At 72.5% G+C, this 22,508-nt stretch carries 18 protein-coding genes, 2 tRNA genes and 1 pseudogene; 10 read left to right on the top strand and 11 right to left on the bottom strand.

The window, feature by feature from the left end:
- Positions 1-44: 44 nt before the first annotated feature.
- The 4 genes from ACIBQZ_RS06410 (at position 45) to ACIBQZ_RS06395 (ending at position 4,690) form a co-directional block, all read left to right on the top strand.
- On the top strand, positions 45-1,073 hold the full coding sequence (locus ACIBQZ_RS06410; protein ID WP_396087421.1) for a PDZ domain-containing protein: 1,029 nt from the start codon (positions 45-47) through the stop codon (positions 1,071-1,073).
- 107 nt (positions 1,074-1,180) lie between these two features.
- On the top strand, positions 1,181-4,147 hold the full coding sequence (locus ACIBQZ_RS06405) for a UPF0182 family protein (RefSeq protein ID WP_396087420.1): 2,967 nt from the start codon (positions 1,181-1,183) through the stop codon (positions 4,145-4,147).
- Positions 4,148-4,264: 117 nt separating this feature from the next.
- A tRNA-Met gene (locus tag ACIBQZ_RS06400) sits at positions 4,265-4,338 on the top strand.
- A 16-nt stretch (positions 4,339-4,354) separates the two neighbouring features.
- On the top strand, positions 4,355-4,690 hold the full coding sequence (locus ACIBQZ_RS06395; protein ID WP_396087419.1) for a hypothetical protein: 336 nt from the start codon (positions 4,355-4,357) through the stop codon (positions 4,688-4,690).
- On the opposite strand, the gene ACIBQZ_RS06390 is transcribed toward ACIBQZ_RS06395, so the two are convergent.
- The 4 genes from ACIBQZ_RS06390 to ACIBQZ_RS06375 form a co-directional block, all read right to left on the bottom strand.
- A complete protein-coding gene (locus tag ACIBQZ_RS06390; RefSeq protein WP_396087418.1) occupies positions 4,687-5,580 on the bottom strand; it encodes an alpha/beta fold hydrolase in 894 nt (297 codons plus the stop codon). The genes ACIBQZ_RS06395 and ACIBQZ_RS06390 overlap by 4 nt on opposite strands.
- 76 nt (positions 5,581-5,656) lie before the next feature.
- A tRNA-Met gene (locus ACIBQZ_RS06385) sits at positions 5,657-5,730 on the bottom strand.
- 32 nt (positions 5,731-5,762) lie between these two features.
- Complete coding sequence (locus ACIBQZ_RS06380; RefSeq protein WP_396087417.1) at positions 5,763-6,653, bottom strand: DUF2199 domain-containing protein; 891 nt, start codon at positions 6,651-6,653, stop codon at positions 5,763-5,765.
- 67 nt (positions 6,654-6,720) lie between these two features.
- Positions 6,721-7,821 carry a lamin tail domain-containing protein gene (locus ACIBQZ_RS06375; protein ID WP_396087416.1) on the bottom strand — a complete coding sequence of 367 codons (1,101 nt, stop codon included), beginning with the start codon at positions 7,819-7,821 and terminating at the stop codon, positions 6,721-6,723.
- Between the two features lie 211 nt (positions 7,822-8,032).
- Here ACIBQZ_RS06375 and ACIBQZ_RS06370 point away from each other — a divergent pair, with 211 nt between their 5' ends.
- Positions 8,033-8,827, top strand: a complete 795-nt coding sequence (locus ACIBQZ_RS06370; RefSeq protein WP_396087415.1) for a pentapeptide repeat-containing protein — start codon at positions 8,033-8,035, stop codon at positions 8,825-8,827.
- A gap of 47 nt (positions 8,828-8,874) precedes the next feature.
- Positions 8,875-9,855: pseudogene (locus tag ACIBQZ_RS06365) on the top strand (TerC family protein); the annotation flags it as partial.
- 304 nt (positions 9,856-10,159) lie between these two features.
- Here the strand turns inward: ACIBQZ_RS06365 and ACIBQZ_RS06360 are convergent.
- Both ACIBQZ_RS06360 and ACIBQZ_RS06355 read right to left on the bottom strand, forming a co-directional pair.
- Entirely contained in the window at positions 10,160-11,269 is a 1,110-nt protein-coding gene (locus ACIBQZ_RS06360; protein WP_396087414.1) for a translation initiation factor 2, read from the bottom strand.
- A gap of 127 nt (positions 11,270-11,396) precedes the next feature.
- Complete coding sequence (locus ACIBQZ_RS06355; RefSeq protein ID WP_396087413.1) at positions 11,397-12,248, bottom strand: spermidine synthase; 852 nt, start codon at positions 12,246-12,248, stop codon at positions 11,397-11,399.
- An 81-nt stretch (positions 12,249-12,329) separates the two neighbouring features.
- On the opposite strand from ACIBQZ_RS06355, the gene ACIBQZ_RS06350 reads away from it, so the two are divergent.
- Together ACIBQZ_RS06350 and ACIBQZ_RS06345 are read left to right on the top strand one after the other, a co-directional pair.
- Positions 12,330-13,769, top strand: coding sequence for a DUF1800 domain-containing protein (locus tag ACIBQZ_RS06350; RefSeq protein ID WP_396087412.1), 1,440 nt, complete (start codon positions 12,330-12,332; stop codon positions 13,767-13,769).
- Positions 13,770-13,771: 2 nt separating this feature from the next.
- Positions 13,772-15,028, top strand: a complete 1,257-nt coding sequence (locus tag ACIBQZ_RS06345; protein WP_396087411.1) for a DUF1501 domain-containing protein — start codon at positions 13,772-13,774, stop codon at positions 15,026-15,028.
- Between the two features lie 10 nt (positions 15,029-15,038).
- Here the strand turns inward: ACIBQZ_RS06345 and ACIBQZ_RS06340 are convergent, their stop codons facing one another.
- Both ACIBQZ_RS06340 and ACIBQZ_RS06335 read right to left on the bottom strand, forming a co-directional pair.
- Positions 15,039-18,155, bottom strand: coding sequence for a KR domain-containing protein (locus ACIBQZ_RS06340; protein ID WP_396087410.1), 3,117 nt, complete (start codon positions 18,153-18,155; stop codon positions 15,039-15,041).
- Positions 18,156-18,245: 90 nt separating this feature from the next.
- Positions 18,246-19,199: an anti-sigma factor RsbA family regulatory protein gene (locus ACIBQZ_RS06335; RefSeq protein WP_396087409.1), complete on the bottom strand. Its 954-nt coding sequence runs from the start codon at positions 19,197-19,199 to the stop codon at positions 18,246-18,248.
- Positions 19,200-19,379: 180 nt separating this feature from the next.
- Here ACIBQZ_RS06335 and ACIBQZ_RS06330 point away from each other — a divergent pair, with 180 nt between their 5' ends.
- Positions 19,380-19,766 carry a hypothetical protein gene (locus ACIBQZ_RS06330; RefSeq protein ID WP_396087408.1) on the top strand — a complete coding sequence of 129 codons (387 nt, stop codon included), beginning with the start codon at positions 19,380-19,382 and terminating at the stop codon, positions 19,764-19,766.
- Between the two features lie 28 nt (positions 19,767-19,794).
- Here ACIBQZ_RS06330 and ACIBQZ_RS06325 read toward each other — a convergent pair whose 3' ends face one another.
- Genes ACIBQZ_RS06325 through malQ form a run of 3 tightly spaced genes read right to left on the bottom strand, consistent with a single transcriptional unit; the run spans position 19,795 to position 22,149 of the window.
- A complete protein-coding gene (locus tag ACIBQZ_RS06325; RefSeq protein ID WP_396087407.1) occupies positions 19,795-19,974 on the bottom strand; it encodes an antitoxin in 180 nt (59 codons plus the stop codon).
- A gap of 55 nt (positions 19,975-20,029) precedes the next feature.
- Entirely contained in the window at positions 20,030-20,209 is a 180-nt protein-coding gene (locus ACIBQZ_RS06320) for an antitoxin (protein ID WP_396087406.1), read from the bottom strand.
- Positions 20,206-22,149, bottom strand: a complete 1,944-nt coding sequence (malQ, locus tag ACIBQZ_RS06315; protein ID WP_396087405.1) for a 4-alpha-glucanotransferase — start codon at positions 22,147-22,149, stop codon at positions 20,206-20,208. The genes ACIBQZ_RS06320 and malQ overlap by 4 nt, the downstream gene beginning before the upstream one ends.
- A 94-nt stretch (positions 22,150-22,243) precedes the next feature.
- Between malQ and ACIBQZ_RS06310 the strand changes: the two genes are divergently transcribed.
- Positions 22,244-22,498 (top strand): hypothetical protein, encoded by a 255-nt coding sequence (locus ACIBQZ_RS06310; protein ID WP_396087404.1) that lies wholly within the window; start codon positions 22,244-22,246, stop codon positions 22,496-22,498.
- Positions 22,499-22,508 lie beyond the last annotated feature (10 nt).

Raw genomic sequence — 22,508 nt, 5'->3', positions numbered from 1 at the left:
GTCAGCTCAGAGAGAACTCAGGGTCGGTGGGTAGTCTCACGCGCATGAGACGTCGCGGTGTCACGGTCATCCTCGGCGCCCTGATCACCGCACTGCTGGCAGTTGGTGTCATGGCCTTCCCCCTGCCCTACGTCGTGCTGAAGCCGGGGCCGACCGTCAACACGCTCGGCTCGGACAACGGCAAAGAGGTCATCCAGGTGACGAAGGCGGACACCTCGACCTCGGCCGGCCAGCTCCGGCTGACCACCGTGGGGGTCCAGCCGAGCGTCGAGCTGGTCTGGGCGATCCGCGGCTGGTTCAGCGACGAGCAGGCGGTCGTGCCGCGTGACCTCATCTATCCGCCCGACCAGAGCGAGCAGCAGGTCGAGGAGCAGAACGCCGAGGAGTTCAAGTCCTCGCAGTACAGCGCGGTGACAGTGGCGCTGCGCGAGCTCGGCTACCCGGTGCAGACGTTCGTGACCGAGGTGACCAAGGACGGCCCGTCGGTCGGCGTGCTGCAGAAGGACGACGTCGTCACCAGCGTCGACGGCACCGAGGTGACCAGCCCCGACAAGCTGACCCAGCTGGTGCAGGCCGAGCCCGCCGGCACGGCGCTGACCGTGGGCTACACCCGGGCCGGCAAGGCCGCCACCGCGACCATCAGGACCAAGGCCGCCGAGGGCAGTAGCACCCCGCGCATCGGCGTGGCCATCGACAAGCGGCAGCCGCACCCGTTCGACGTCGAGATCGACCTGGACGAGATCGGTGGGCCCAGCGCCGGGCTGATGTTCAGCCTGGGCATCATCGACAAGCTGCGGCCGGCCGACCTGACCGGCGGCAAGATCATCGCGGGCACCGGGACCATCGACGACGAGGGCAACGTGGGCCCGATCGGCGGCATCCCGCAGAAGCTGGTCGGCGCGAAGGACGCGGGCGCCACGCTCTTCCTGGTGCCCGCCGACAACTGCGCCGAGGCCCTGCGCAACGCCGTGCCCGGGCTGACCATGGCGGAGGTGGCCACGGTGGACGACGCGCTCACCGCGCTGCAGACCTTCACCGGCGGCGGCACCCCGAAACCCTGCACCGCGAAATAACAATCGGCGCAGGTGCCCCAGACGGAACAGCGCAACACCGTAATGTGAAATACCGGTCCGACTTTGTGGGGTTCCCGTTGGTCATGCGTAACAGTCCTCTACCGAGGATGAGCCGGCGCGGTCGCGTGACCGTCGGCGTCCTGGTAGGGGTCTTCCTTCTGTTCACTCTGCTCGGCTGGGGCATCGACGCGTACACCGACTACCTGTGGTTCGACGAGGTCAACTTCACGGGTGTCTACACCGGCGTACTGGTGACCCGGCTGCTGCTCTTCCTCGCCATCGGGCTCGCGATGGCGCTGGTGATCGCAGCGAACCTCTACCTGGCCTATCGGCTCCGGCCGCTGCTCCGTCCGCACTCGGCCGAGCAGGCCACGCTCGAGCGCTACCGGATGGTCATCCAGCCCCGGCTGGGCACCTGGATCACCATCGTCTCGGTGGTCATCGGCTTCTTCGCCGGCCTGTCCGCGCAGAGCCGCTGGAAGGACTGGATGCTCTTCCAGAACTCCCAGTCGTTCGGCGTCAAGGACCCGCAGTTCAACGTGGACGTGGGCTTCTACATCTTCGACTACCCGCTGTGGCGCTACCTGCTCGGCGTGGGCTTCACCACCATCGTGCTGTCGGTGATCGGCGCGCTCGCCGTGCACTACATCTTCGGCGGCGTGCGGCTGCAGGGCGTCGGCGATCGGATGACCGCCGCTGCGCGGGCCCACCTGACCACTCTGGTGGCGTTCTTCGTGCTGCTCAAGGCGGTCGCCTACATCCTGGACCGGCGGGCCCTGCTGCTCGAGCAGCACGTCTCCCCGGGCCTGTACGGCGCCGGCTACACCGACGTCAACGCGCTGCTGCCGGCCAAGGAGATCCTGGCCTACATCTCCATCGTGGTGGCGATCGCGATCATCGTGTTCTCCAACGCGGTGATGCGAAACCTGGTGTGGCCCGGCGTCTCGCTGGCCCTGCTGGCGATCTCGGCGGTCGCGATCGGCGGCATCTACCCGCTCGCGGTGCAGAACTTCCAGGTCCAGCCGAGCCTGGCGGACAAGGAGGCGCCGTACATAGCCCGGTCGATCGAGGCCACCAGGGCGGCGTTCGGCCTGGCCGCGACCGAGGTACGGCCGTACGCGGCCTCGGTGACCGTGCCGCCGGCGACGCTGGCCTCCGACACCAGCGCCCAGAACGTGCGCCTGATCGACCCGCAGCTGGTCTCCGAGGCGTACACCCAGCAGCAGCAGGTCCGGGGCTTCTACGACTTCGGCCCCAAGCTGGACGTGGACAGGTACACGCTGGCCGACGACAAGCCGCAGGACTACGTGGTCGGCGTCCGCGAGATCAACGACAACGCGCTGACCACCCAGCAGCAGAACTGGCTGAACCGGCACACGGTCTTCACCCACGGCTACGGCATGGTGGCGGCTCCCGCCAACCAGGTCGTCTGCGGCGGTCTGCCGTACTTCGTCTCCGGCTTCCTCGGCGACGACCAGCAGCCCGGCTGTGCCTCGGAGACCGAGGAGATCAAGGTCGACCAGCCGCGGATCTACTTCGGCGAGCAGTCGACGGAGTACGCCATCGTCGGGCAGACCGACGAGAACAAGCGGACCGAGTTCGACCGCCCGCAGCCGAACGACAAAAACGCCGAGGAGCGTTACACGTACGCCGGCAGCGGCGGCGTGCCGATCGGCTCGTTCTTCCGCCGGCTGGTCTTCGCGATCAAGAACACCGAGAGCAACTTCCTGCTCTCCGACGCGGTCAACAACAAGTCGCGGCTGATGTACGTGCGTGACCCCCGCTCCCGCGTGGAGAAGGTGGCGCCGTTCCTGACCATCGACGGCGACCCGTACCCGGCCGTGGTCGACGGGCGGATCAAGTGGATCCTCGACGGGTACACGACCGCGGCGACGTACCCGTACGCGCAGCGGATCAACCTGCAGGAGGAGACGACCGACGAGCTCACCAACCGGGGCACGGTCGCGCTCGCCCGGGACAACATCAACTACATGCGCAACTCGGTGAAGGCGACCGTGGACGCGTACGACGGCACGGTGACGCTCTACGAGTTCGACGAGGGCGACCCGGTCCTCAAGGCCTGGAACCAGGCGTTCGGCGGCAAGCTCATCACGCCGAAGGCCCAGACGCCGGCGTCGCTGGCCGCGCACTTCCGCTACCCGGCGGACATGTTCAAGGTGCAGCGCAACCTGCTGGCCCGGTTCCACGTCACCACGCCGAGCGAGTACTTCAGCGGCCAGGACTTCTGGCAGGTGCCGAACGTGCCCGACGACCCGGACAGCGGCGTCAAGCAACCGCCGTTCTACCTGAACGTGGAGCTGCCGGGGCAGAAGGGCACCCGCTTCCAGCTCACCTCGGCGGTCACCCCGAACAACCGGGACAACCTGGCGGCGCTGATCTCCGGGTCGTACGTCGACAACAAGCCGGTCCTGGAGGTGCTGGAGCTGCCGGACCAGACCGCGATCCAGGGCCCGGTCCAGGTGCACCAGCGGATGACCAACAACACCACGGTCCGGTCCGAGCTGACCCTGCTGTCCAACAGCAACCAGTCCCAGGTGCTGTTCGGCAATCTGATCTCGCTGCCGGTCGGCCTCGGCATGCTGTACGTCGAGCCGGTGTACGTCAAGAGCGGGCAGCAGGACGCCGTACCGCTGTTGCAGAAGGTCCTGATGTCCTACGGCGACGGCGGCACGTACGTGGTGCTGGCGAACAGCCTCAAGGAGGGCCTGGACAAGCTGGTCGCCCAGGGCAAGAGCAACCAGCCCCCGACGACCACGCCGCCGGGAGGCACCACCCCGCCGGCCGGCACGGACCAGCCGCCGGCGCTGACCGGCCAGCTGGCCCAGGCGGCGGCGGCCCTGGACAAGGCCATCGCGGACGTGAAGACGGCCCAGGCGTCGGGCGACTTCGTGAAGTACGGCCAGGCCCTGCAGGCCCTGGAAACGGCGATGAACAACTTCCAGGCGGCGCAGAAGGCGGCGGGCACGGCGACACCGACGACGGGTCCCTCGGTCCCGCCATCGCAGGCGCCGTCCACGGCACCATCGGCGCCGGCCCCGACACCAAGCGGCTGACCTGGTGACACGGTGCGCGGCCCGTCGGGTTACCGGCGGGCCGCGCGCACGTGTGGGGGAGGTTACGGGGGGCCGTTTTGCATGTGGGGCAAGCCCCAGGCTAGGGTTGAGCTACGACGCGGGGTGGAGCAGCTCGGTAGCTCGCTGGGCTCATAACCCAGAGGTCGCAGGTTCAAATCCTGTCCCCGCTACGAGTCGAAGAGGTCCTTGTCCGCGGAAAGCGCGGACTGGGGCCTCTTCGCATTTCTGCCTGGGGGCCGAGCCCCCAGACCCCCACGGTGCGGTGGTTGCGGCGCTGCTGCTGTCGCGCTGCTCGCGCTGCCGCTGCCGCTGCCGCTGTCGCTGCCGTTGCCGTTGCCGCTGTCGCTGTCGCTGTCGCTGCCGTTGCCGCTGTCGCTGCCGCTGTCGTTGCCGCTGTCGCTGTCGCTGTCGCTGTCGTTGCCGCTCGCGCTGTCGCGCTGTCGCTGCTCGTTCTCGTGCTGCTCGTTTTCGTTTTTTTGTGATAGTTGTGCTTGCTTTTTGGTTTTTGCCCTTTTTGGTTAGGTGAGGGTTTTTTTGATGTGTTTGATTATTGCTTCTCTTGCGGGGCGGGCTTCTGGGACTGGGAGGAGGGGGTAGTCGTGGATTGCTTCCGGTTCTTCGTGGTATTCCAGGGGGGTTTCTGGGTGGAGGCGGTCTCGTAGGGCTCGGCAGTCCGGCAGGGTGATGTCTCTTGTGCCTACGAGTAGGTGGAGGGGTGGTAGGTCCTTCAGGGGGCCGTACAGGGGGCTCAGGCGGGGGTCTGTGCGGGGGATGGTGTCGGCCCAGGCGGCGGCGATCGGGTGGAGGCCTGCTCGGGTGAGCCAGGGGTCGGTGCGTTCTACCGCGGGGATTTCCGGGTTTGACATGGTCAGGTCCAGCCAGGGGGCGATCAGGGTCAGGCCCGCTACCGGGCGGCCCGGGTCGGCGGCGACTGCCTGGGCGGCCAGGAGGGCCAGGCCGCCGCCTGCGGAGTCGCCGGCCAGGTAGCAGCGGCGGCCTTCGGCGGTCTGGTCGGTGATGAGTTTGGTGATCAGGTCGAGGGCTTCCAGCGCGTGGTGCTGCGGGGCCAGGCCGTAGATCGGGACGTGGACGTCGTGGCCGGCGCGTTCGGCCAGGTGGGCGATCAGCGCCCAGTGCTCCTTGACGATCTCGCTGGTGTACGCCCCGCCGTGCAGGTAGATCACCGAGTGCTCGGACGGGCCGACGGCGGCGCGGCGGGACCGGACCACGTACACGTCCCGGCCGTTGACCTGGCGGTGCGCGACCACGCAGCGCTTGCGGATCCCCGGCGGTGGGGCCGACGGGCCCTTGGGCTTCGCCAGCACCGCCCGCCCGCCGGCCTCGGTGGCGTACCTGTGCTTGTAGGCGACGCGGACGAACGCCGCCACGCCCTTCATCTGCCAACTGGCCATGCCGACTCCCGGGAGCACGCGGACGGGTGATGCGAAACGGCCCGCCAGAGGAACTCTGACGGGCCGTTCTGCTTCGTAGCGGGGACAGGATTTGAACCTGCGACCTCTGGGTTATGAGCCCAGCGAGCTACCGAGCTGCTCCACCCCGCGTCGGCTGTGTAACGCTAGCACGGGGCGGGCCGTCAGCCCTTCTCGGGGCGGATCGAGCGCCACACGTGCTGGGCCCAGGGCAGGTCAGCCGGGTCGTCGAAGACCAGACCCACGTGCAGCACGTCACCTGGCACGGCGACGAAGCCGTGCAGGTTGTGCACGATCCGGCCGTCGCCCAGGGCGGGCCGCCAGAAGGCGTACCGGTGGGTCTCGCCCGCGGTCTCGGTCTGCTCGCCGTCGCGGTCCCGCGGGGCGTCCGCGGTCAGCTCGCGGATCACGTCGGCCGGCGTGGACTCCGGCGGGGTGCCCAGCGGATCCAGGTGCACCGTGCGGCCCGGGCCGCTGAAGTAGATGCGGTCCTCGTGCCGGCGCAGCTCCAGGCCCGCCGAGCGCTCCAGCGACCAGCGCGTGGTGATGCGCTGCCGCACCGGGGCCGGCAGCGCGTACGTGATCCGGCTCAGCACGTCGTCGCGGTCCCACTCCTCGTGCAGCACCCGGTGCACCAGCGTGCCCTCGTCGGCCGCCAGGTACGGGATCGCCTCCGGATCGCGCACCTCGGCCCGGGCCGGCGCGCCGACCAGGTCGGTCCAGGGCTGCACCGCGTTCGCCACCGTGCCCTCGAGGCGCAGCTCCGCATACTCCGGCGCCTCCCAGATCTCGCTCGCGTGCCGCACCGCCGGCTCGGGCACCCGCAGCCAGACCGAGTACTCCAGGGTGCCGCCGCCGGTCAGCCGCACCGGCATCAGGCAGCGGACGAACGCGCCCAGCCCGTCGGCGATCCGCAGGTGCTCGTTGCCCCAGGTGGCGTCGCGGTCCTCCGGTGCGAGCGCGAGCAGCGGGTCCGGCCAGGTCGAGCGGACCGCGAAGTCGACCGGCGAGAGGGCGCCGCCGCAGCACGGGCAGTCAGGCAGATGATCGGGCACTCGCGCACCCTACCCAGCACAACGGCCCTCCGGCAGGGGAGCCGGAGGGCCGTTGTGCCGGGGGTGCTCAGCAGTAGGTCAGGCTCTTGTTGCTGGTCCACTTGCAGGTGTCGATCGACTTGCCGCTCGGGCTGCGCAGGTACGCGGTGTCGCCCGAGTTGTTCCAGACGTAGCTGGTGCGGTTCCAGTACCGGTGCTTGCTGTCCGGCCGGCCGTTGGTGCCCTTGCCGGTGTGCAGGTACGCGGTCGCCCCGGCAGCCACCTTCTGGTCGGTCTTGACGGTGTAGAGGTTCCCGGCGACGTCCCGGACGGTCCAGCCCTTGAGGTTGACCGTCTTCTTGGTCTTGTTGGTCAGGCGCACGTACTCGGCGTTGAGGCTGGTGTTGCTGCGGTTGTCCACCCCGGGCGAGTTGTAGACGATCTTCGAGAACACCACGTCACCGGCCTTCGGCGCGGACGTGGCCGGCGTCGTGGGCGTTGTGGGGGTGGTCGGCGTTGTGGGGGTCGTGCCGCCACCGCTGCCGCTGCCGTTGCCGACGTCGAGCGTCACCGTCTCGGTGTGGCCGGCCAGCAGGTTGTTGTCGCTGTCGGCGTCGATCACCGCGCGGTAGGAGTGCGTGCCGGTGCCCTGCCCGGTCACCGTCGCGCTGAACAGCGCGGCGTCGCCGACGGTGTAGCCGCTCGCCACCTCGGTCCAGCTGCCGGAGGTGCTGCGCTGGATGTGCACCCGCAGGCCCGGCTGGGTCGGGTTGGCCGTCACCGAGACGCTGAGGGTGCCCGCCGAGGCGCTCATTGTCATCGTCGGCACGATGCCCATCGCCACCGAGATGCGGCTCGACGCCACGCCGCCGGCCACCACGTAGAAGCGGAAGCCGGAGTCCAGGACGCGGCTCAGCGTGTACTGGCCGGAGCTGGAGGCGGTGGTCGTCACGTAGCCGCCGTTGGAGTAGTCCGGCGACGGGTAGAAGTCGTTGAAGACGTACGCCGACTCGTACAGGGCGACCGTCGAGCCCGCGGGGGCCGTACCGGTGATGGTGATCGGGCCGAAGCCGTTGCGGCTGGCCGGCGCCGAGATGGTCGGGGCCGCCGCGGCGGCGGCCGGTGCGGCCAGGCCGAGGGCCGCCGCGCAGCCGATCGCGGTGAGGACCGCCGTCTTCCGTGCACGCATCAGCAAGTTCTCCTCGTAACTGTGGGGGATCAACGCAGCGTAGCGACAATGACCCAACGTAGTCAGCCCTACGGACGGGCGCGGTTCTCACCTGCTCGGATGAGGAATGACAACAACTGTGAGTTACTTTCGGTCAGGTGACGTCGTCACGACATGTAACTGGCATGTCGGACTCCGCGGCCGAAACGAGGCTCGGTATACGGTCGTGCCCGTGGGGGACCTCAAGCTGCTGCAGGCGGACTGCGGCCGATGTGCCGGGCTGTGCTGTGTCGCACCGGCATTCGCCAAGTCGTCCGATTTCGCCATCAACAAGCCGGCCGGCCGGCCCTGCCCGAACCTGGCCGAGGACTTCCGCTGCGGGATCCACGACCGGCTCCCCGAGCGCGGCTTCCCGGGCTGCGTCGTGTTCGACTGCTTCGGGGCCGGCCAGCAGGTCACCCAGGTGACCTTCGGCGGCCGCGAGTGGCGCGGCACGCCCGGCATCGCCGGGCAGATGTTCGCGGTGCTGCCGGTCATGCGCCGGCTGCACGAGCTGCTCTGGTACGTGACCGCGGCGCTGGAGCTGACCGCGGCGCGCCGGCTGCACCCGGGGCTGCGCGCGGCCCTCGACGAGACCACCGCGCTGGCCGCCGGCTCACCCGAGGAGTTGCTGGCGCTGGACGTCGACGCGCTCCGCAGCCGGGTCAACCCGCTGCTGCAACAGGCCAGCGAGCTGGCCCGGGCGGGAGTCGGCGGGCGCCGGCCGGACCACCGCGGCGCGAACCTCATCGGCCGCCGGCTGCGCGGCGCCGACCTGCGTGGCGCGAGCCTGCGCGGGGCCCTGCTGATCGGCGCGGACCTGCGCGGCGCCGACCTGCGGTCGGCCGACGTGACCGGCGCCGACCTGCGCGGTGCGGATCTTCGTGGCGCCGACCTGACCGGCGTCCTGTTCCTCACTCCGGCCCAGCTGAGGGCGGCCGTGACCGACGCCACGACGAAGGTCCGGCCCGGCCCGCACTCCCCCTAGGATGATGGATCTCGCTGATCGACCGAGACCTCCTGGAGAGTGCTGTCATGCAGGTGTCCGGTCTGGTCTGGACCTTGACCGTGGTGGGGATCCTGGGTCTGGTCCTCTTCGACTTCTACTTCCACGTCCGGCGCGCGCACATCCCGACGCTGAGGGAAGCGGCGGCCTGGTCGGCCGTCTACGTCGGCCTGGCGATCGTGTTCGGCCTCGGGGTGCTGGTGCTCGGCGGCACGGACATGGGGGCGGAGTACTTCGCCGGCTGGGTGACCGAGAAGGCGCTGTCGGTCGACAACCTCTTCGTCTTCCTGGTGCTGCTCAACAGCTTCAAGGTGCCCCGCGCGGACCAGCAGAAGGTGCTGCTGTTCGGCATCGTGTTCTCGCTGATCGCCCGGACCGGCTTCATCTTCCTGGGCGCCGCGCTGATCAACTCGTTCGCGTGGGTGTTCTACCTGTTCGGGCTGATCCTGCTGATCACCGCGGGCAACCTGCTCAAGGGTGACGACAGCGACGAACGGTCCGCGGACAACGTGATCATCCGGATCGCCCGGCGCTTCCTGCGCACCTCCGACGCCTACGACGGGGACAAGCTGTTCACCGTCGTGGACGGCAAGCGGGTGCTGACCCCGATGCTGCTGGTCATGGTGGCGATCGGCGGCACCGACATCCTGTTCGCGCTGGACTCGATCCCGGCCATCTTCGGCCTCACCCAGAGCGTCTACCTGGTCTTCACGGCCACCGCGTTCTCGCTGCTGGGCCTGCGCCAGCTCTACTTCCTGCTGGACGGGCTGCTGGACCGGCTCATCTACCTCTCCTACGGCCTCGCCGCGATCCTCGCCTTCATCGGGGTGAAGCTGATCCTGCATGCGATGCACGAGAACAACGTGCCGTTCATCAACGCCGGCGAGCAGATCGAGGTGGTCGAGATCAGCACCGGCGCGTCGCTGGGCTTCATCATCGGCGTGCTGATCATCACGGTGGTGGCGTCGCTGCTGAGCCCCAAGGGGCGGGCGCAGACGTACGTCGCCGCGGCTCGGCGGCACGCGTCCGAGTTCCTCGACATCGAGACCGACCCGCGGTACTGCGACGAGATCTACCACCGGCTGCTCGACGAGGAGACCCACCTGCGGAGCCTGCCGGAGAAGTACCGGGCCCGGATCCGCCAGCAGGACGAGCTGATGGCGCTGCTGGCCCGGGCGCACGAGGTGCACGACGAGCGGGTCACCGCCGGCGCCTGCTTCAAGGTGCCGGTCTGAGCGGGCCGGTCTGAGCGGCCGGTCTGAGCCGGCCGGTCTGAGCCGGCCGGGCTCAGTGGGCCGGTCTGAGCGGCCGGGCTCAGTGGGAGCGGTTGCCCCGGCTGGTCGAGCCGATCTCGGGCCCGCCGCGGCGGACCGGGGCCTTGCCCTTCGCCGAGTTGGCCGCGAAACGCGCGGCGGCGCGGCGCACGTTGGCGGCCCGGGCGGAGAGGTCGGTGGTCGGCTCCTCCTCGGCGGCCGGTTCCGCGGCGGCGTGTGCCGCTGAGACGGCTCGCTGCGCGGCGGCGGCAGCCTGCTCTGCGGCGGCGGCTGCTTGCGCGGCGGCTGCTTGCTCTGCGGCGGCGGCCTGCTCCTCGGTGACGGAGACCAGGCTGGCCACCCGGGCGGCGAGATCGGCCGCCCGCGAGGCGAGATCCGGGTGGGCGAGGTTGGTGGCCTGCTCGGCCGCGGCGGCCCGCAGCGCGCGTGCCTCGTCGGCGGCCAGACCCGGGCGCTGCCCGGGCAGGCGCAGGCCGCCGGCCTCGTGCCGGGCGGGTGCCGCGGGCTCGACGCGCACGGCCTCGAGCTGCGGCTCGGGCTGGGCCGGCCGGTGCACCGACAGGGCGCCGAGCAGGGACACGGTCTGGCCCGCGCCGCCGGCGTAGTTGCTGAACTCGGGGCCGATCAGCAGCCGCGACAGCATCCGCTCCTGCGGCGTCGACAGGCCCAGTTTCGCCGCGTTGTCGACCCGGAACCGGGCTATCGCGTGCCGGATCAGGTTGGCCAGCCGGTCGGCGTCGGCGACCGTGGCGAGCTCGCCGCCGGCGAACACCAGCGCCGGGAAGGACCCGTCGGCGGCGGCGCACACGAGCTGGACCTGGGCCGCGGCGGCCGCGCGGCTCGCGTTCGGGGCGCCGGGCTGCACGCGCAGGTGCTGCGGCCAGAGCCAGCGCAGCTCGCCCGAGGTGACCTCGAGGTCGTCGGGGGAGTCGGCACGGGTGTACGCGTACAGCACGCGGCGATCGGTGACGAGGACCTCGGTGGCTTCCGGCAGCGCCCAGCGGGGCAGGGACGCGGCCTCGTTGAATGCGTACTCGGCCACGGCGCAGCGGCCCTGCCAGAGGACGCGCTCACCGCCCTGCAACGGGCCGAAGACGTCGGTATGGCTGGCGGGAGGCGCACTGGCAGAGAGGAAATGCTGCTCCGGCATACCTCGATTAGATCGATATAGCTGAGGTCCGACAAGTCACGGGGAGAGGAATTCGCCGCATCCCGGAACGACGGCACCCCCGGCCGGAACGGCTGAACCATTTGGCCGAGGGCGGCCGTACTGCTGTCTAGGGCCGCGCGCTGAACAGACCCTCGGGTGGGGCCGGGGAGGGAAGCGCGTCGATGTCCGTTGCCGGTGCCCGGCCGGCGGTGAACCGGGTGAGATCCGTCTCGACCCGGCCCGGGAACCAGTCCCCGGCCGCCCGCCGGCTCAGCTCGGCGACCGGCGGCGGGGTCCGCCCGGCGAGCACCACCAGGTTGCCGAAGCGCCGGCCGCGCAGCACCGCGGCGTCCGCGACCAGGCAGGCCTGCGGCAGCGCCGCCCGGATGGTGGCCACCTGGGTACGGGCATAGTGCAGCGGCGGCCCGTCCGCCACGTTGGCGATCAGCCACCCGCCGGGCGCCAGCACCCGGGCCACCTCGTGCATGAACTCCACCGACGCCAGGTGCGCCGGGGTGCGCGAGCCCGCGAAGACGTCGACGACGACCAGGTCGTACCCGGCGTCCCGGATGCCGGTGACCGCCTCGCGGGCGTCACCGACGCGTACCCGGAGCTTGGCCCGGGGGTCCCACGGCAGGGCCTGGCGCACCAGCTCGACCAGCGGCCCGTCGATCTCCACCACCCGCTGCGGCGAGCCCGGCCGGGTCGCGGCCAGATAGCGCGGCAGTGTCAGCGCGCCGCCGCCCAGGTGCAGCGCGCGCAGCGGCGTGCCGGCCGGCGCGATCAGGTCGATGGCCGCGGCCATCCGGCGGATGTACTCGAACTCCAGGTGGGTCGGGTCGGCCAGGTCGACGTGTGACTGCGGCGCGCCGTCCAGCAGCAGCGTCCAGCCGGACGCCCGGTCCGGGTCGCCGACCAGCTCGGCGACGCCCGTGCCGACGGTCTCGACCCGCCGCTCACCCCGCCTGCGCTGCGCCATCGCAGCATTATGTCGGTTGCGGTTCGGTAGCAGGGCGGCGGGAACCCAGCGAAGTCCGGGCGCCCGGCCGACGTCGAGGGGGTGACGGTCACCGACTTCCTCCCCGGCGACCCGTTGCTGCACGTGCTGCGCCGCGCGACCTACGGCCCGACGCCGGCCGCGACGGCCGAGATCCGCCGGCTCGGCGCGCCGGCCTGGCTGGAACGCCAGCTCAAGCCCGCGGCCATCGCCGATCCGACGGCCGACGCGCTGGTCGCCCGGCTGCCGCTGAGCGGCCTGACCATCGACGGCGTCCGGGCCAAGGTGCGCAGCGGCGCCCTGCAGATGTACGGCTGGACCGCCATGTCCCAGCTCAGCTGCGCCACGGTCGCCCGCGCGGTCTGGAGTGAACGCCAGTTGCTGGAGGTGATGGTCGACTTCTGGTCCAACCACCTGAACGTCACCAACCCCTCCGGCGACGTGTGGGACAACCGGCCCGACTACGACCGGACGGTGATCCGGCCGTACGCGCTGGGCCGGTTCGCGGACCTGCTGAAGGCCTCCGCGCGGCATCCGGCGATGCTGACGTACCTGGACAACCGCTTCTCCACCCGGGCCGCGCCGAACGAGAACTACGGCCGCGAGCTGCTGGAGCTGCACACCGTCGGGCTGGGCTACACCGAAGCCGACGTCAAGAACGCCGCCCGGCTGCTCACCGGCATGACGGTCAGCTGGGACACCGGCCGCTACGTCTACGAGGCCGGCCGGCACGCCACCGGCGCCGTCAAGGTGCTCGGCTTCCGGCACGCCAACACCACCGCAGCCGGCGGCCAGGCGGCGGCGCTGGCCCTGCTGGACTATCTGGCCCTGCACCCGTCGACCGCGCGGCGCATCGCCACCAAGCTCTGCGTCCGCTTCGTCGCCGACGACCCGCCCGCCGCGCTGGTCACCCGGCTGGCGAAGGTCTACCTGAGCAACGGGACGGCCATCGCCCCGGTGCTGCGGGCGCTCTTCGGTTCCGCGGAGTTCGCCGCCTCGGTGGGTGCGAAGACCCGGACGCCGTACGAGGACGTCGTCGCGACGGTCCGCACGCTCGGCTACGCGCCGGAGAAGTCCGGCGCCAAGGCGCTGCAGGCGCTCGTCTGGATCGCCGAGTCGGCCGGGCAGGCGCCGATGGCCTGGGCACCGCCGAACGGCTATCCCGACGTCGCGAGCGCCTGGGCCTCCCCGTCGGGGCAGCTGATCCGGTGGAACGCGCACCTGAACATCGCCGCGGGCTGGTGGCCGAGCACGTTGCAGCGGCCGGCTTCGCTGGTCGCCGAGTTCGCCGGGACGGTGCCGGCCACGTACGGGGCGCTGATCGACGCGGTCGCCACCCGGCTGGTCGGCCGTACTCTCGCGCCGGCGCACACCACGGCGCTCGCCGCCTTCTACGGCAAGACGCCCGCCGCGGCCCTGCGGGCGAACGACGCAGCCGTCGGGTGGGCGTTCCCGTACCTGGTCGCGCTGCTGCTCAACTCTCCCTACTTCGCGCTGAGGTGACCATGTCCGTTGTCGAGGCCTGTGGCTGTGCCCCGGTCACCCGTCGCAAGCTGCTCGCCGCGGGCGCCGCCGGGGTCTTCGCCGGTCTGGTCGGCGACCAGCTCGCCACCCAGCTGGCCTTCGCCGCCGACGGCTCGTACGCCGGTGACGTGCTGGTGGTGCTGTCGCTGCGCGGCGGCTTCGACGGCCTGTCCGCCGTGGTGCCGGCCGGTGACGCCGGGTACTACGCCGCGCGGCCGGGCATCGCCGTGCCGACGTCCCGGCTCCTCGGCCGCAGCGGGATCTTCGGGCTGCACCCGGCGCTGGCGCCGCTGCTGCCGTTCTGGCAGGCGGGCACGTTCGGCGCGGTCCAGGCCGTCGGCCAGCCGGCGCCGAACCGCTCGCACTTCTCCGCGATGGAGGAGCTCGAACGGGCCGCACCCGGCACCACGCTGCGGACCGGATGGCTGGACCGGATGATCGGCGGGCTCGGTGCCGACCGGCCGTTCGACGCGGTCTCGCTCGGCAGCGCGTTGCCCGCGCGGTTGCTGGCCGGCCCGGCGCCGAACCTGGGCCTCACCGCGGTCGACGACTTCGAGCTCTCCGGCGAGGACCCGCACCGCCCGATGGCCGCGACCATGACCGCCCTGTACGCGGGCGCGCCCGACGCCCTGGCGCAGACCACGGCGATGACCACAGGTGCGCTGGCCACCACAGGCCGGCTCAGGGCCGCGGGGTATCGGCCGGCCGCCGGGGCCGCGTACCCGGACACCGAGCTGGGCGCCGCGTTGCGGGATGTGGCCCGGCTGGTCAAGGCCGAGGTCGGCCTGATGAGCGCGACCGTCGACTCCGGCGACTGGGACATGCACGAGAACCTGGGTACGGCCGCGCCCGGCAAGAAGATGTACGACCACCTGGCGGAGCTGGCGCGGGCGCTGGCGGCGTTCGCGACCGACCTCGGCCCGGCCGGGCTGGGCCGGGTCACCCTGGTCACGATCAGCGAGTTCGGCCGCCGGGTGGGCCAGAACGGCTCCGGCGGCCTGGACCACGGCTACGGCAACGCCATGCTCGTGCTCGGTGGCGGGGTCCGCGGCGGCAAGGTGCACGGTCGCTGGCCCGGCCTGGCCGCCGCCCAACTGGTGGACGGCGACCTGGCCGTGACGACCGACTATCGCGCGGTCATCGGGGAGATCCTGCGCGCCCGGTGCGGGGTCAGCGACCCGACCGGCGTCTTCCCCGGCGTCAAACCCAGCACCCTAGGGCTGGTCAGCGCCCGCTGAGCGGGGCCACTCAGCGCCCGCTGAGCGGGGCCACGAACTCGATGCCGAGCAGCTCGGCCCAGAGCTCGCCGTCCGGGCCGACCAGGGCCGCGTCGCAGCGCGCGCCGCGGTCGTCGCGGTGACCGTCGGCCACCACGCACAGGGCCGGACCCGGCAGCCGCCCCCAGCGGTGGATGCGGCACTCGGCCACCCCCATCGGCAGCACCGGGCGGTGCTCGTCCATCGCCCAGACGCCGCTGAGCTGGAGCGCGCCGTCCAGGGCGGCGAGATCCACCGGCAGGTCGTCGTCCGGCCAGCCCATCGCCCGGGCGCCCAGCACGGTGCCGACCACCCCGTCCGGGCCGATCTCGCCGAGCGAGCGGACCACGTGCAGCCGCGGGCCGTGGAACAGCGGCCGGCCCGCATACACCGAGCTGCCCGGGTAGCGGGCCGGGTCGCCGATGGGGCGCCAGTCCCGGTCCGGCCCGGGTGCGCCGAACCCGGCCCGGAAGCACGGCTCGCCCGAGTCGTTGCTCAGCCACACCTCGCGGCCGAACACCGTCACCCCGATCGTCTGCGGGTGCTCGGTGGTGACCGAGCGCAGCACCCGTACGCCGGTCAGCACGGCGTCCTGCTCGCGGACCCGGGCGGCCGCGGCCATCCAGCCCAGCCCGGCCGCCAGCGGCAGGATCGCCACGTCCTGCGGCCGGTGATCGGCCAGCCACGGATGGGTGCCGGCATCGACGGCGACGCTGGCCGGCTGGGCCCGGTCCGGCACCGTGGACCGCGGCGCCAGCACCACGTGGACGGGCCCGTCGACCGCCAGTTCGGCGACGAACGCGGCGGCCCGGGTGTGCACCGGGACGATCTCGGCGTGGCCGGGCTCCCCGCCCGCCGCCGGGACGGCGCCGTCCGCCGGGTCCCAGGCCAGCGACCGGACCAGGCAGCCGGGCCGGCGCCGCTGCTCGGCCTCGGCGATCCGGTCCAGGGTGGCGCCGACCAGCGCCTGCGGGCCCGGCCCGAGGTCACCGGACCAGCCGGCCACCGAGGAGAAGAGCATCAGGGTGTCGAGCTGATCCTGCGCCGTCGCCGCGAGCAGGGCGGGCAGGCCGGCGAGGTGGGTGCTCAGCGTGCGGTCCGCGTCGACCGCGGACCGCTCGCCGGTACGGCGTTCCACCACCACCTCGGCGCAGTGCAGCACGCCGGTGATCGGGCCCCAATCCGCGCGGATCTGGTCGAGTTCGGCGGTGAGGCGGTCGGCGTCGCGGTCGTCGGTGTGCACGTACCGGGCCTCGGCGCCGGCGGCCTCGCAGGCGGTGATGGTCTCGCGGATCTCCCGGGCGGCCAGCACCGCGCGGGCCCGGGTGCGCATCCCGGCCAGGCCGTCCGGCCCGCCGGTGCCGGCGGCGAACTTGCGCATCAGCGACACCTCGTCGGCCGCGCCGGCCAGGTGCTCGGGCTCGACGGCCAGCGGCGTGGGGCCGAGCAGCACCAGCCGGCACCGGGTGGACCGGGCCAGCTCCACCAGAGCCGCGCCGCAGAAGCCGCGCGCGTCGCCGGACGCGACGATCACCGACTCCGGGCCGATGACCCGCTCGCGCGGCGCCCCGGCCCCGGCGGACACCAGCCGGCCGACCGACCGGGTGCCGTCCGCGGCGACCCGGACCCGCTGCGCCCCGGCGCCCCGGGTGATCTCGTCGGCGATCAGGACCGCCACCGCGGCCGGATCGCGGTCGCCGCGCTCGCACTCGATGGCGATGGCGGACGCCGACGGCCGCTCCCGGCCGACCGCGCCGACCAGCCCGACCAGCCCGCCGAGCCAGGCGCCGGCCCGGCCGGTCACGGTGTCCGCGACGGTCACGAAGATCCCGCGGTCCTTGCCGTTGCGGGCCAGCCACAGCGCGGTGAGCTGAGCGGCGATCGCCTCGTCGGGCGGGGCGGGGCGGGCCATGCCGCCGAGGAAGATGACGCCGCCGAGGCCGGGGTGGGTGGCGACAGCGGCGGCCAGGCCGCGCGCGGTGAGCTCGGCGGCCACGGCCGCGCCGAGGCCGCTGCCGCCGTCGACGACGTGCACCGGGCCGGCGTGCAGGCCGGGCGGGGCGAGGCCGCCGAGCGGGGTCTGCGCCCAGGACATGGTCAGCCGGACCACGTCGACCTCGAGCGGGCCGTCGAGCTGGGGCGTGGTGGGGCGGGAGCCGGCGCCGGCCGGGTCGGCGGCCGCCGCATCCGGGTCCGTCGCGGTCTCGGCCCGGTCCAGGTCGGCCCGGTCCGGGCTGACCCAGTTCAAGCTGACACGGTCCAGGCCAGCACGGTCCAGCCCGGTCCGGTCGAAGCCCGCGCGGCCCAGGCCGGTCCGGCCCAGGCCGGCACGATCCACGCCGGCGGGCTCGGTGCCGGTCTCATCCGGGTCGGTGGAGTCGCGGTTGGTCGAGTCGCGGTCAGTCGAGGCGCGGTCGGTGGGGTCGCGGTCGGCGGAGGCGCGGTCAGTTGAAGCGCGGTTGGTGGAGCTCAGGTCGGTCGAGGCGCGGTCGGCTGGGTCGTGGTCGGTCGAGTGGCGGTCTCCCGGGGCTTGGCCGGTCGGGTCGTGGCTGGTCGGGTCGTGGTCGGTCAGGTCGCCGCTGGTCGGGGCCGCTGGATCGGTCCGGAGGTCGCGGTTGGTGGGGGCCGCGCCGGCGCTCGTCGCCGCGTGGTCCGGTGCCGGGCCGGTGGAGGCCTCGGCCGTCGTGCCGTGCCGGTCCGCCTGCGCCGGCACCGTCTGCTCACCCGCGGCGGGGAGGGGCGATTCGGCCCGGCCGTCGGCCGCCGGGCCCGCCGGTGCCTGCTCGGCCCGGCGGACCGGTCCGCCGGCCGGCCGGACGCCGCGGTTGGAGCCGGTACTCGGACCCGCCCAGCGGCCGGTAGCGGCGTTGGCGGCAGGTGTGCGCGGCGTGGCGGCGGCCCGGCCGGGCTCGGCCGGTCGGCCGGTCAGGGCCTCGATGACCCGCAGGTACTCCAGATGCGCCTCGGTCATCAGCCGCTGGAAGGTCGCGTGCGCTTCCGCGCTGTGCCGCGCCAGTTCCAGCGTCTCCCAGCCGGGGGCTTCGGCGGGCTGCGCCGGTACCGCCGATCCGGGTGGGGCGGACTGGGGGACGTGCGGGTGAGGGGGCACGGGAAGTCTCCTTGAATAGTACGGTCTTATCCGTACTATTCGGACACACGGCGGGCCGTCGCGCCGGGGAAACGGTGCGGGTTACCCCGGTCAGGCGGGGCTGCGGCGCAGCGCGAAGCGGGCCCGGGTGAGCCCGTCCGCCCGCCGGATCGCCATCGCGTCGCTCAGCTGCTGCACCAGCCAGATCCCCATGCCGCCGATCACGCCGGCCCGTGGCGGCAGGTAGCCGGCCAGCGGCCCGGGTGGCGTCGGGCCGTTGTCGGTGACCTCGCAGACCACCGCGTCGGCGGTCAGCCAGATCCGCAGCTCCCGCTGCTCGCCGCCGTGCCGGATGCCGTTGGTGGCGACTTCGCTCAGCGCCAGCAGCAGGTTCTCGACCCGCTCCGGCGCCAGCCAGCCCTCTGCGAGGGCCTGCGCCCGGACCTGCGCCCGCAGGTCCGCCACGGTGTCCTTGATCGGTACGGCGAGCACCGGCTCCCCGATCACCGGGTACGGCTGCTCCGGCAACTCGGCCAGCAACAGCTCCGGCGACTCGTACCGCGCGCTGTCCCGCCAGCCGTCGTCGTACAGCCGGGGGTGGGTGCGGGTGGCCGTCCGCACCGCGTCGGCCGGCAGGGCGGCCCGGTCGTACGGGCACAGCAGATGCCCCCGCAGCCCGGCCAGCGAGGAGTTCAGGGCGGACTCGAACCGCACCCAGGTCCGCGCGCCGTGCGCCGACGAGGTGTGCCCGACCAGCCGCATGAACGGCCGGCCGCTCGCCGCCGCGGCCCGCAGCAGCTGGGACCAGCCGGCGATGGTGCGCACCGGGCGGACGTACCACTCCTCGGCCGGCAGGAAGCGCACCTCGGCGGCATCGTCGGCGAGGTGGTCGCGCAGCAGCGCGGTGTGCCGGATGTTCGCCGCGACCGCGACCGCCTCGCCGCGGGCCAGACCCTCCCGGACGAACGTGGCGAGGGTGGCGCCATAGGCGGCGTCGGAGTCGTAGAAGAAAGCGGAGTGGAGGAACGGTGGGCGCGCATCGGCGGCTGTGCCGCTTGTCTGCACCTGCCACCTCCGAGCACGGCCGATCGACCACGGTAACACCGTTGCCGTGAGCAGGAGGATGCGGACTGTTCGGGGTGCATCACTGCGAGTGAACGACGCCTGCCTTATACGTGAAACCCGTCATACGGGTGGTGATCGCCGGTCCACACTGGGCCCGACCAATCAACGTGGAGGTGAGTGGTGTCGGGTACGGGGACCAGTGCGCTGGCCGAGATCATCGGCAGCGGGCCGTTGCGGACGGCCGGTCCGCCACCGGCGAACGACATGGCGGCCATCCTCGCCGCCGCGCAGCACCGGGCCGGGCCGCCGCTGCGGATCCGGCGGCACGAGTCCGAGGACGGCCCCGGCTACTGGCGCTGGGACTGCGAGAGCTGCGGCGAGTACGGCGGCGGCCGGCACCACACCGACGCGATCACCCGGGCCATGCGGCACTGCGGGGAGCACCCGGAGCACCGGTCCTCGTTGCTGCCGCCGACGCGCTGCCGCGAGCGGGACCACCGGCTGGCGGTGCACCCCATGCTCTTCGCGCTCGACGACGACCCGCCCCCGGAGCCGCTCGCCGGCTGAGCCTGCGGACGGCCCCGGGAAACGGCGGTCACTGCTGGGTGTCGCCGGCTCCGGTGCGGGCCTGAGCCTGGTCCACGCCCTTGTCGACGTGTTCGGAGTACTTGTTGCCGGTCCGGTCGTCGACCTGGTCACCGGCCTTGTCCAGAGCCTTGTCGACCTGCTCGTCGTGCTGGTCGGCGAGGTCCTTGGCCTTGTCCATGAAACCCATGTCGGTGTCCCTTCGTTGGTGACGACGGGATGCCCGGGCCGACCGGCGGCAAACCTCACACCCGGGTGTCACCCTCGCCCGTGCGCTTCTGTGCCTCGTCCACGCCCTTGTCGATGTGGGCCGAGTACTTGTGCCCGGTGCGCTTGTCGACCTCGTCACCGGCCTTCTCCAGCAGCTGGTCGACCTGCTTGTCGTGCTTGTCGGCGAATTCCTTCGCCTTGTCCAGGAAGCTCATCCGGCTGTCCCCTTCTTCGCGCTCAGCACCTCGGCGATCCGGGCCACCCGCGGGTCGGCCAGGATCTGCTCCAGGCTAGTCGTCAGCGGGATCCGCCAGTTCGGATACTGGTCGGTGGTGCCCGGCAGGTTCGGCTGCCGCAGCTCGCCGAGCACGTCGTAGAGCGACGCCGTGATGAACCGGCACGGCGTGCGGGCGAGGAACTCGTGCATCGCCACGATGATCTCCTCGGCCGGCGTGTCCGGGGTGATCAGGCCCTCCTCGGTGAGCCGGAGCAGCAGCTGGGCCCGGTCCTGGTCGGCGAACTCCCGCTCGTCCTCCACCGTCCCGGCCAGCTGGCCCAGCTCGGCGCGGACCCGGACCTGCTCGCCGACCAGGAAGCCGGCCGCCGTCGGCAGGTCATGGGTGGAAATGGTGGCCAGCGCGTTGCGCGGGTAGTCGGCGGCGGGCAGGTAGCCCTCCGCCGGGTCGTCGTAGTCGCGGGTGAACCACAGCACCGCCGAGCCCAGCATGTTCATGCGTTCCAGCGTCTCGGTGACCACCGGCAGCACCGTGCCGAGGTCCTCGCCGATCACCACCGCGCCGGCCCGGTGCGCCTCCAGCGCCAGGATGCCCAGCATCGCCTCCGGGTCGTAGTGCACGTACGTGCCGTCGGCCGCGCCCATGCCCGGCGGCACCCACCAGAGCCGCCACAGCCCGGCGACGTGGTCGACCCGCAGGCCGCCGGCCCGCCGGAAGATCCGCTCCAGCATGTCCCGGTACGCCGCGTAGCCGGTCTCGATGAGCTGGTCGGGCCGCCACGCCGCGAGCCCCCAGTCCTGCCCGAGCTGGTTGAACGCGTCCGGCGGCGCACCGGTGTGCACCCCGGCGGCGAGCACGTCCTGCAGCAGCCAGCCGTCCGCGCCGCTGGGGTCGATGCCGACGGCGAGGTCGTGCACGATGCCGACCGGCATCCCGGCCTCCCGGGCGGCCCGGTTGGCGGCGCCGAGCTGGGCCTCCAGCAGCTGCTGGAGCCAGACGTGGAAGGCGACCCGGTCGCCGCCGCGGGCGGCCAGCACCGCGGGCGAGTCCGGGCGGCGCAGCTCGGCCGGCCACTCCTGCCAGTTCGCCCCGTGCAGCTCGGCCAGCGCGCAGAACGTCGCGAAGTCCGTCAGCCCGGGGTCGGCGGTCAGGTCCACCTCGCCGGCCAGCGGCCAGAGCAGCTCCAGCGCGGCGCGCTTGGCCTGCCAGACCGCGGTGTAGTCGATCAGGCCGTCGGTGGTCGGGCGCGGCCGCAGGGCGTCGACCTGCTCGCGGACCGGCTGATCCGCCCGGCGGTACGCGTCTGTGTCGGCCACCCGCAGGTACAGCGGGTTGGCGAACCGGCGGCTGGACGGCGAGTACGGCGAGGCCGGCACCGGCAGCGTCGGGGTGATCGCGTGCAGCGGGTTGAGCAGGACCAGCCCGGCGCCGCGGCTGCCCCCGACGAAGTCGCGCAGGTCACCGAGGTCGCCGACGCCCCAGGAGGCGGCCGAGTGCAGCGCGTAGAGCTGGAGCATCCAGCCCCAGGCCTCCGGCGGCTCGGGCAGCTGGGTGGGCACCACGACCAGCGTGACCTCCTGGTCGTCGGTGACCAGCCGGTGCCAGCCCAGCGGCAGGTCGCGGGGGAGCCGGCCGTCGGCCCGCACCTGGGAGCCGTCCTCCAGGTGGACCGTGCCGGTCAGCGGCTCGGTGCTGCCGTGCCGGACGACCACCGTCCCGGGCAGCCGGTGCTGCTCCCGGGCGGTCCGGATCCGCGTCAGCTCGGCGCTGATCGCGGCCGGGGAGGTGGCGTCGACGCCGAGCAGCCCCAGCACGCCGATCACCGACTCGGCCGACACGTCCTTGCGTTGGCGATGCCAGTCCTCGTACCAGGTGGCCACCCCGTGCGCCTCGGCCAGAGCAGTCAGATCCGCGTCCATCCAGGTCCCCTCACTCGACTCTGGCTCCTAGCCTGCCCTGCCGGGCGGCGGTCCGGCGCGGCGGGCCTTGCGGCAGTCCGCCAAGATGGACTCCATGTCTTCCGCAGTGAAATGGTGGTCACGGCTCAGCGCCGCCGTGACGGGTGCCGTCCTGACGCTGGTCATCCCGGTGCACGCCTGGGCGGCGAGCAACGGTACGGCCGAACTCGCGGTCGAGGCGGCACGCTCGCGCCGGCGTCGCAGCGGCTTCGGATTCTTCCCGATCATCGGCGGCCTGTGCTGCCTGCTCGTGGTCGCCGGCATCGTGCTGGCGTTCGTCCTGATTTCCCGGAACCGTAAACGGCGCTGAGCCCGCCCAC

This window comes from Actinoplanes sp. NPDC049599, assembly GCF_044465625.1.
GTDB lineage: Bacteria > Actinomycetota > Actinomycetes > Mycobacteriales > Micromonosporaceae > Actinoplanes.
This window is presented reverse-complemented; position numbering and strand designations above follow the sequence as displayed.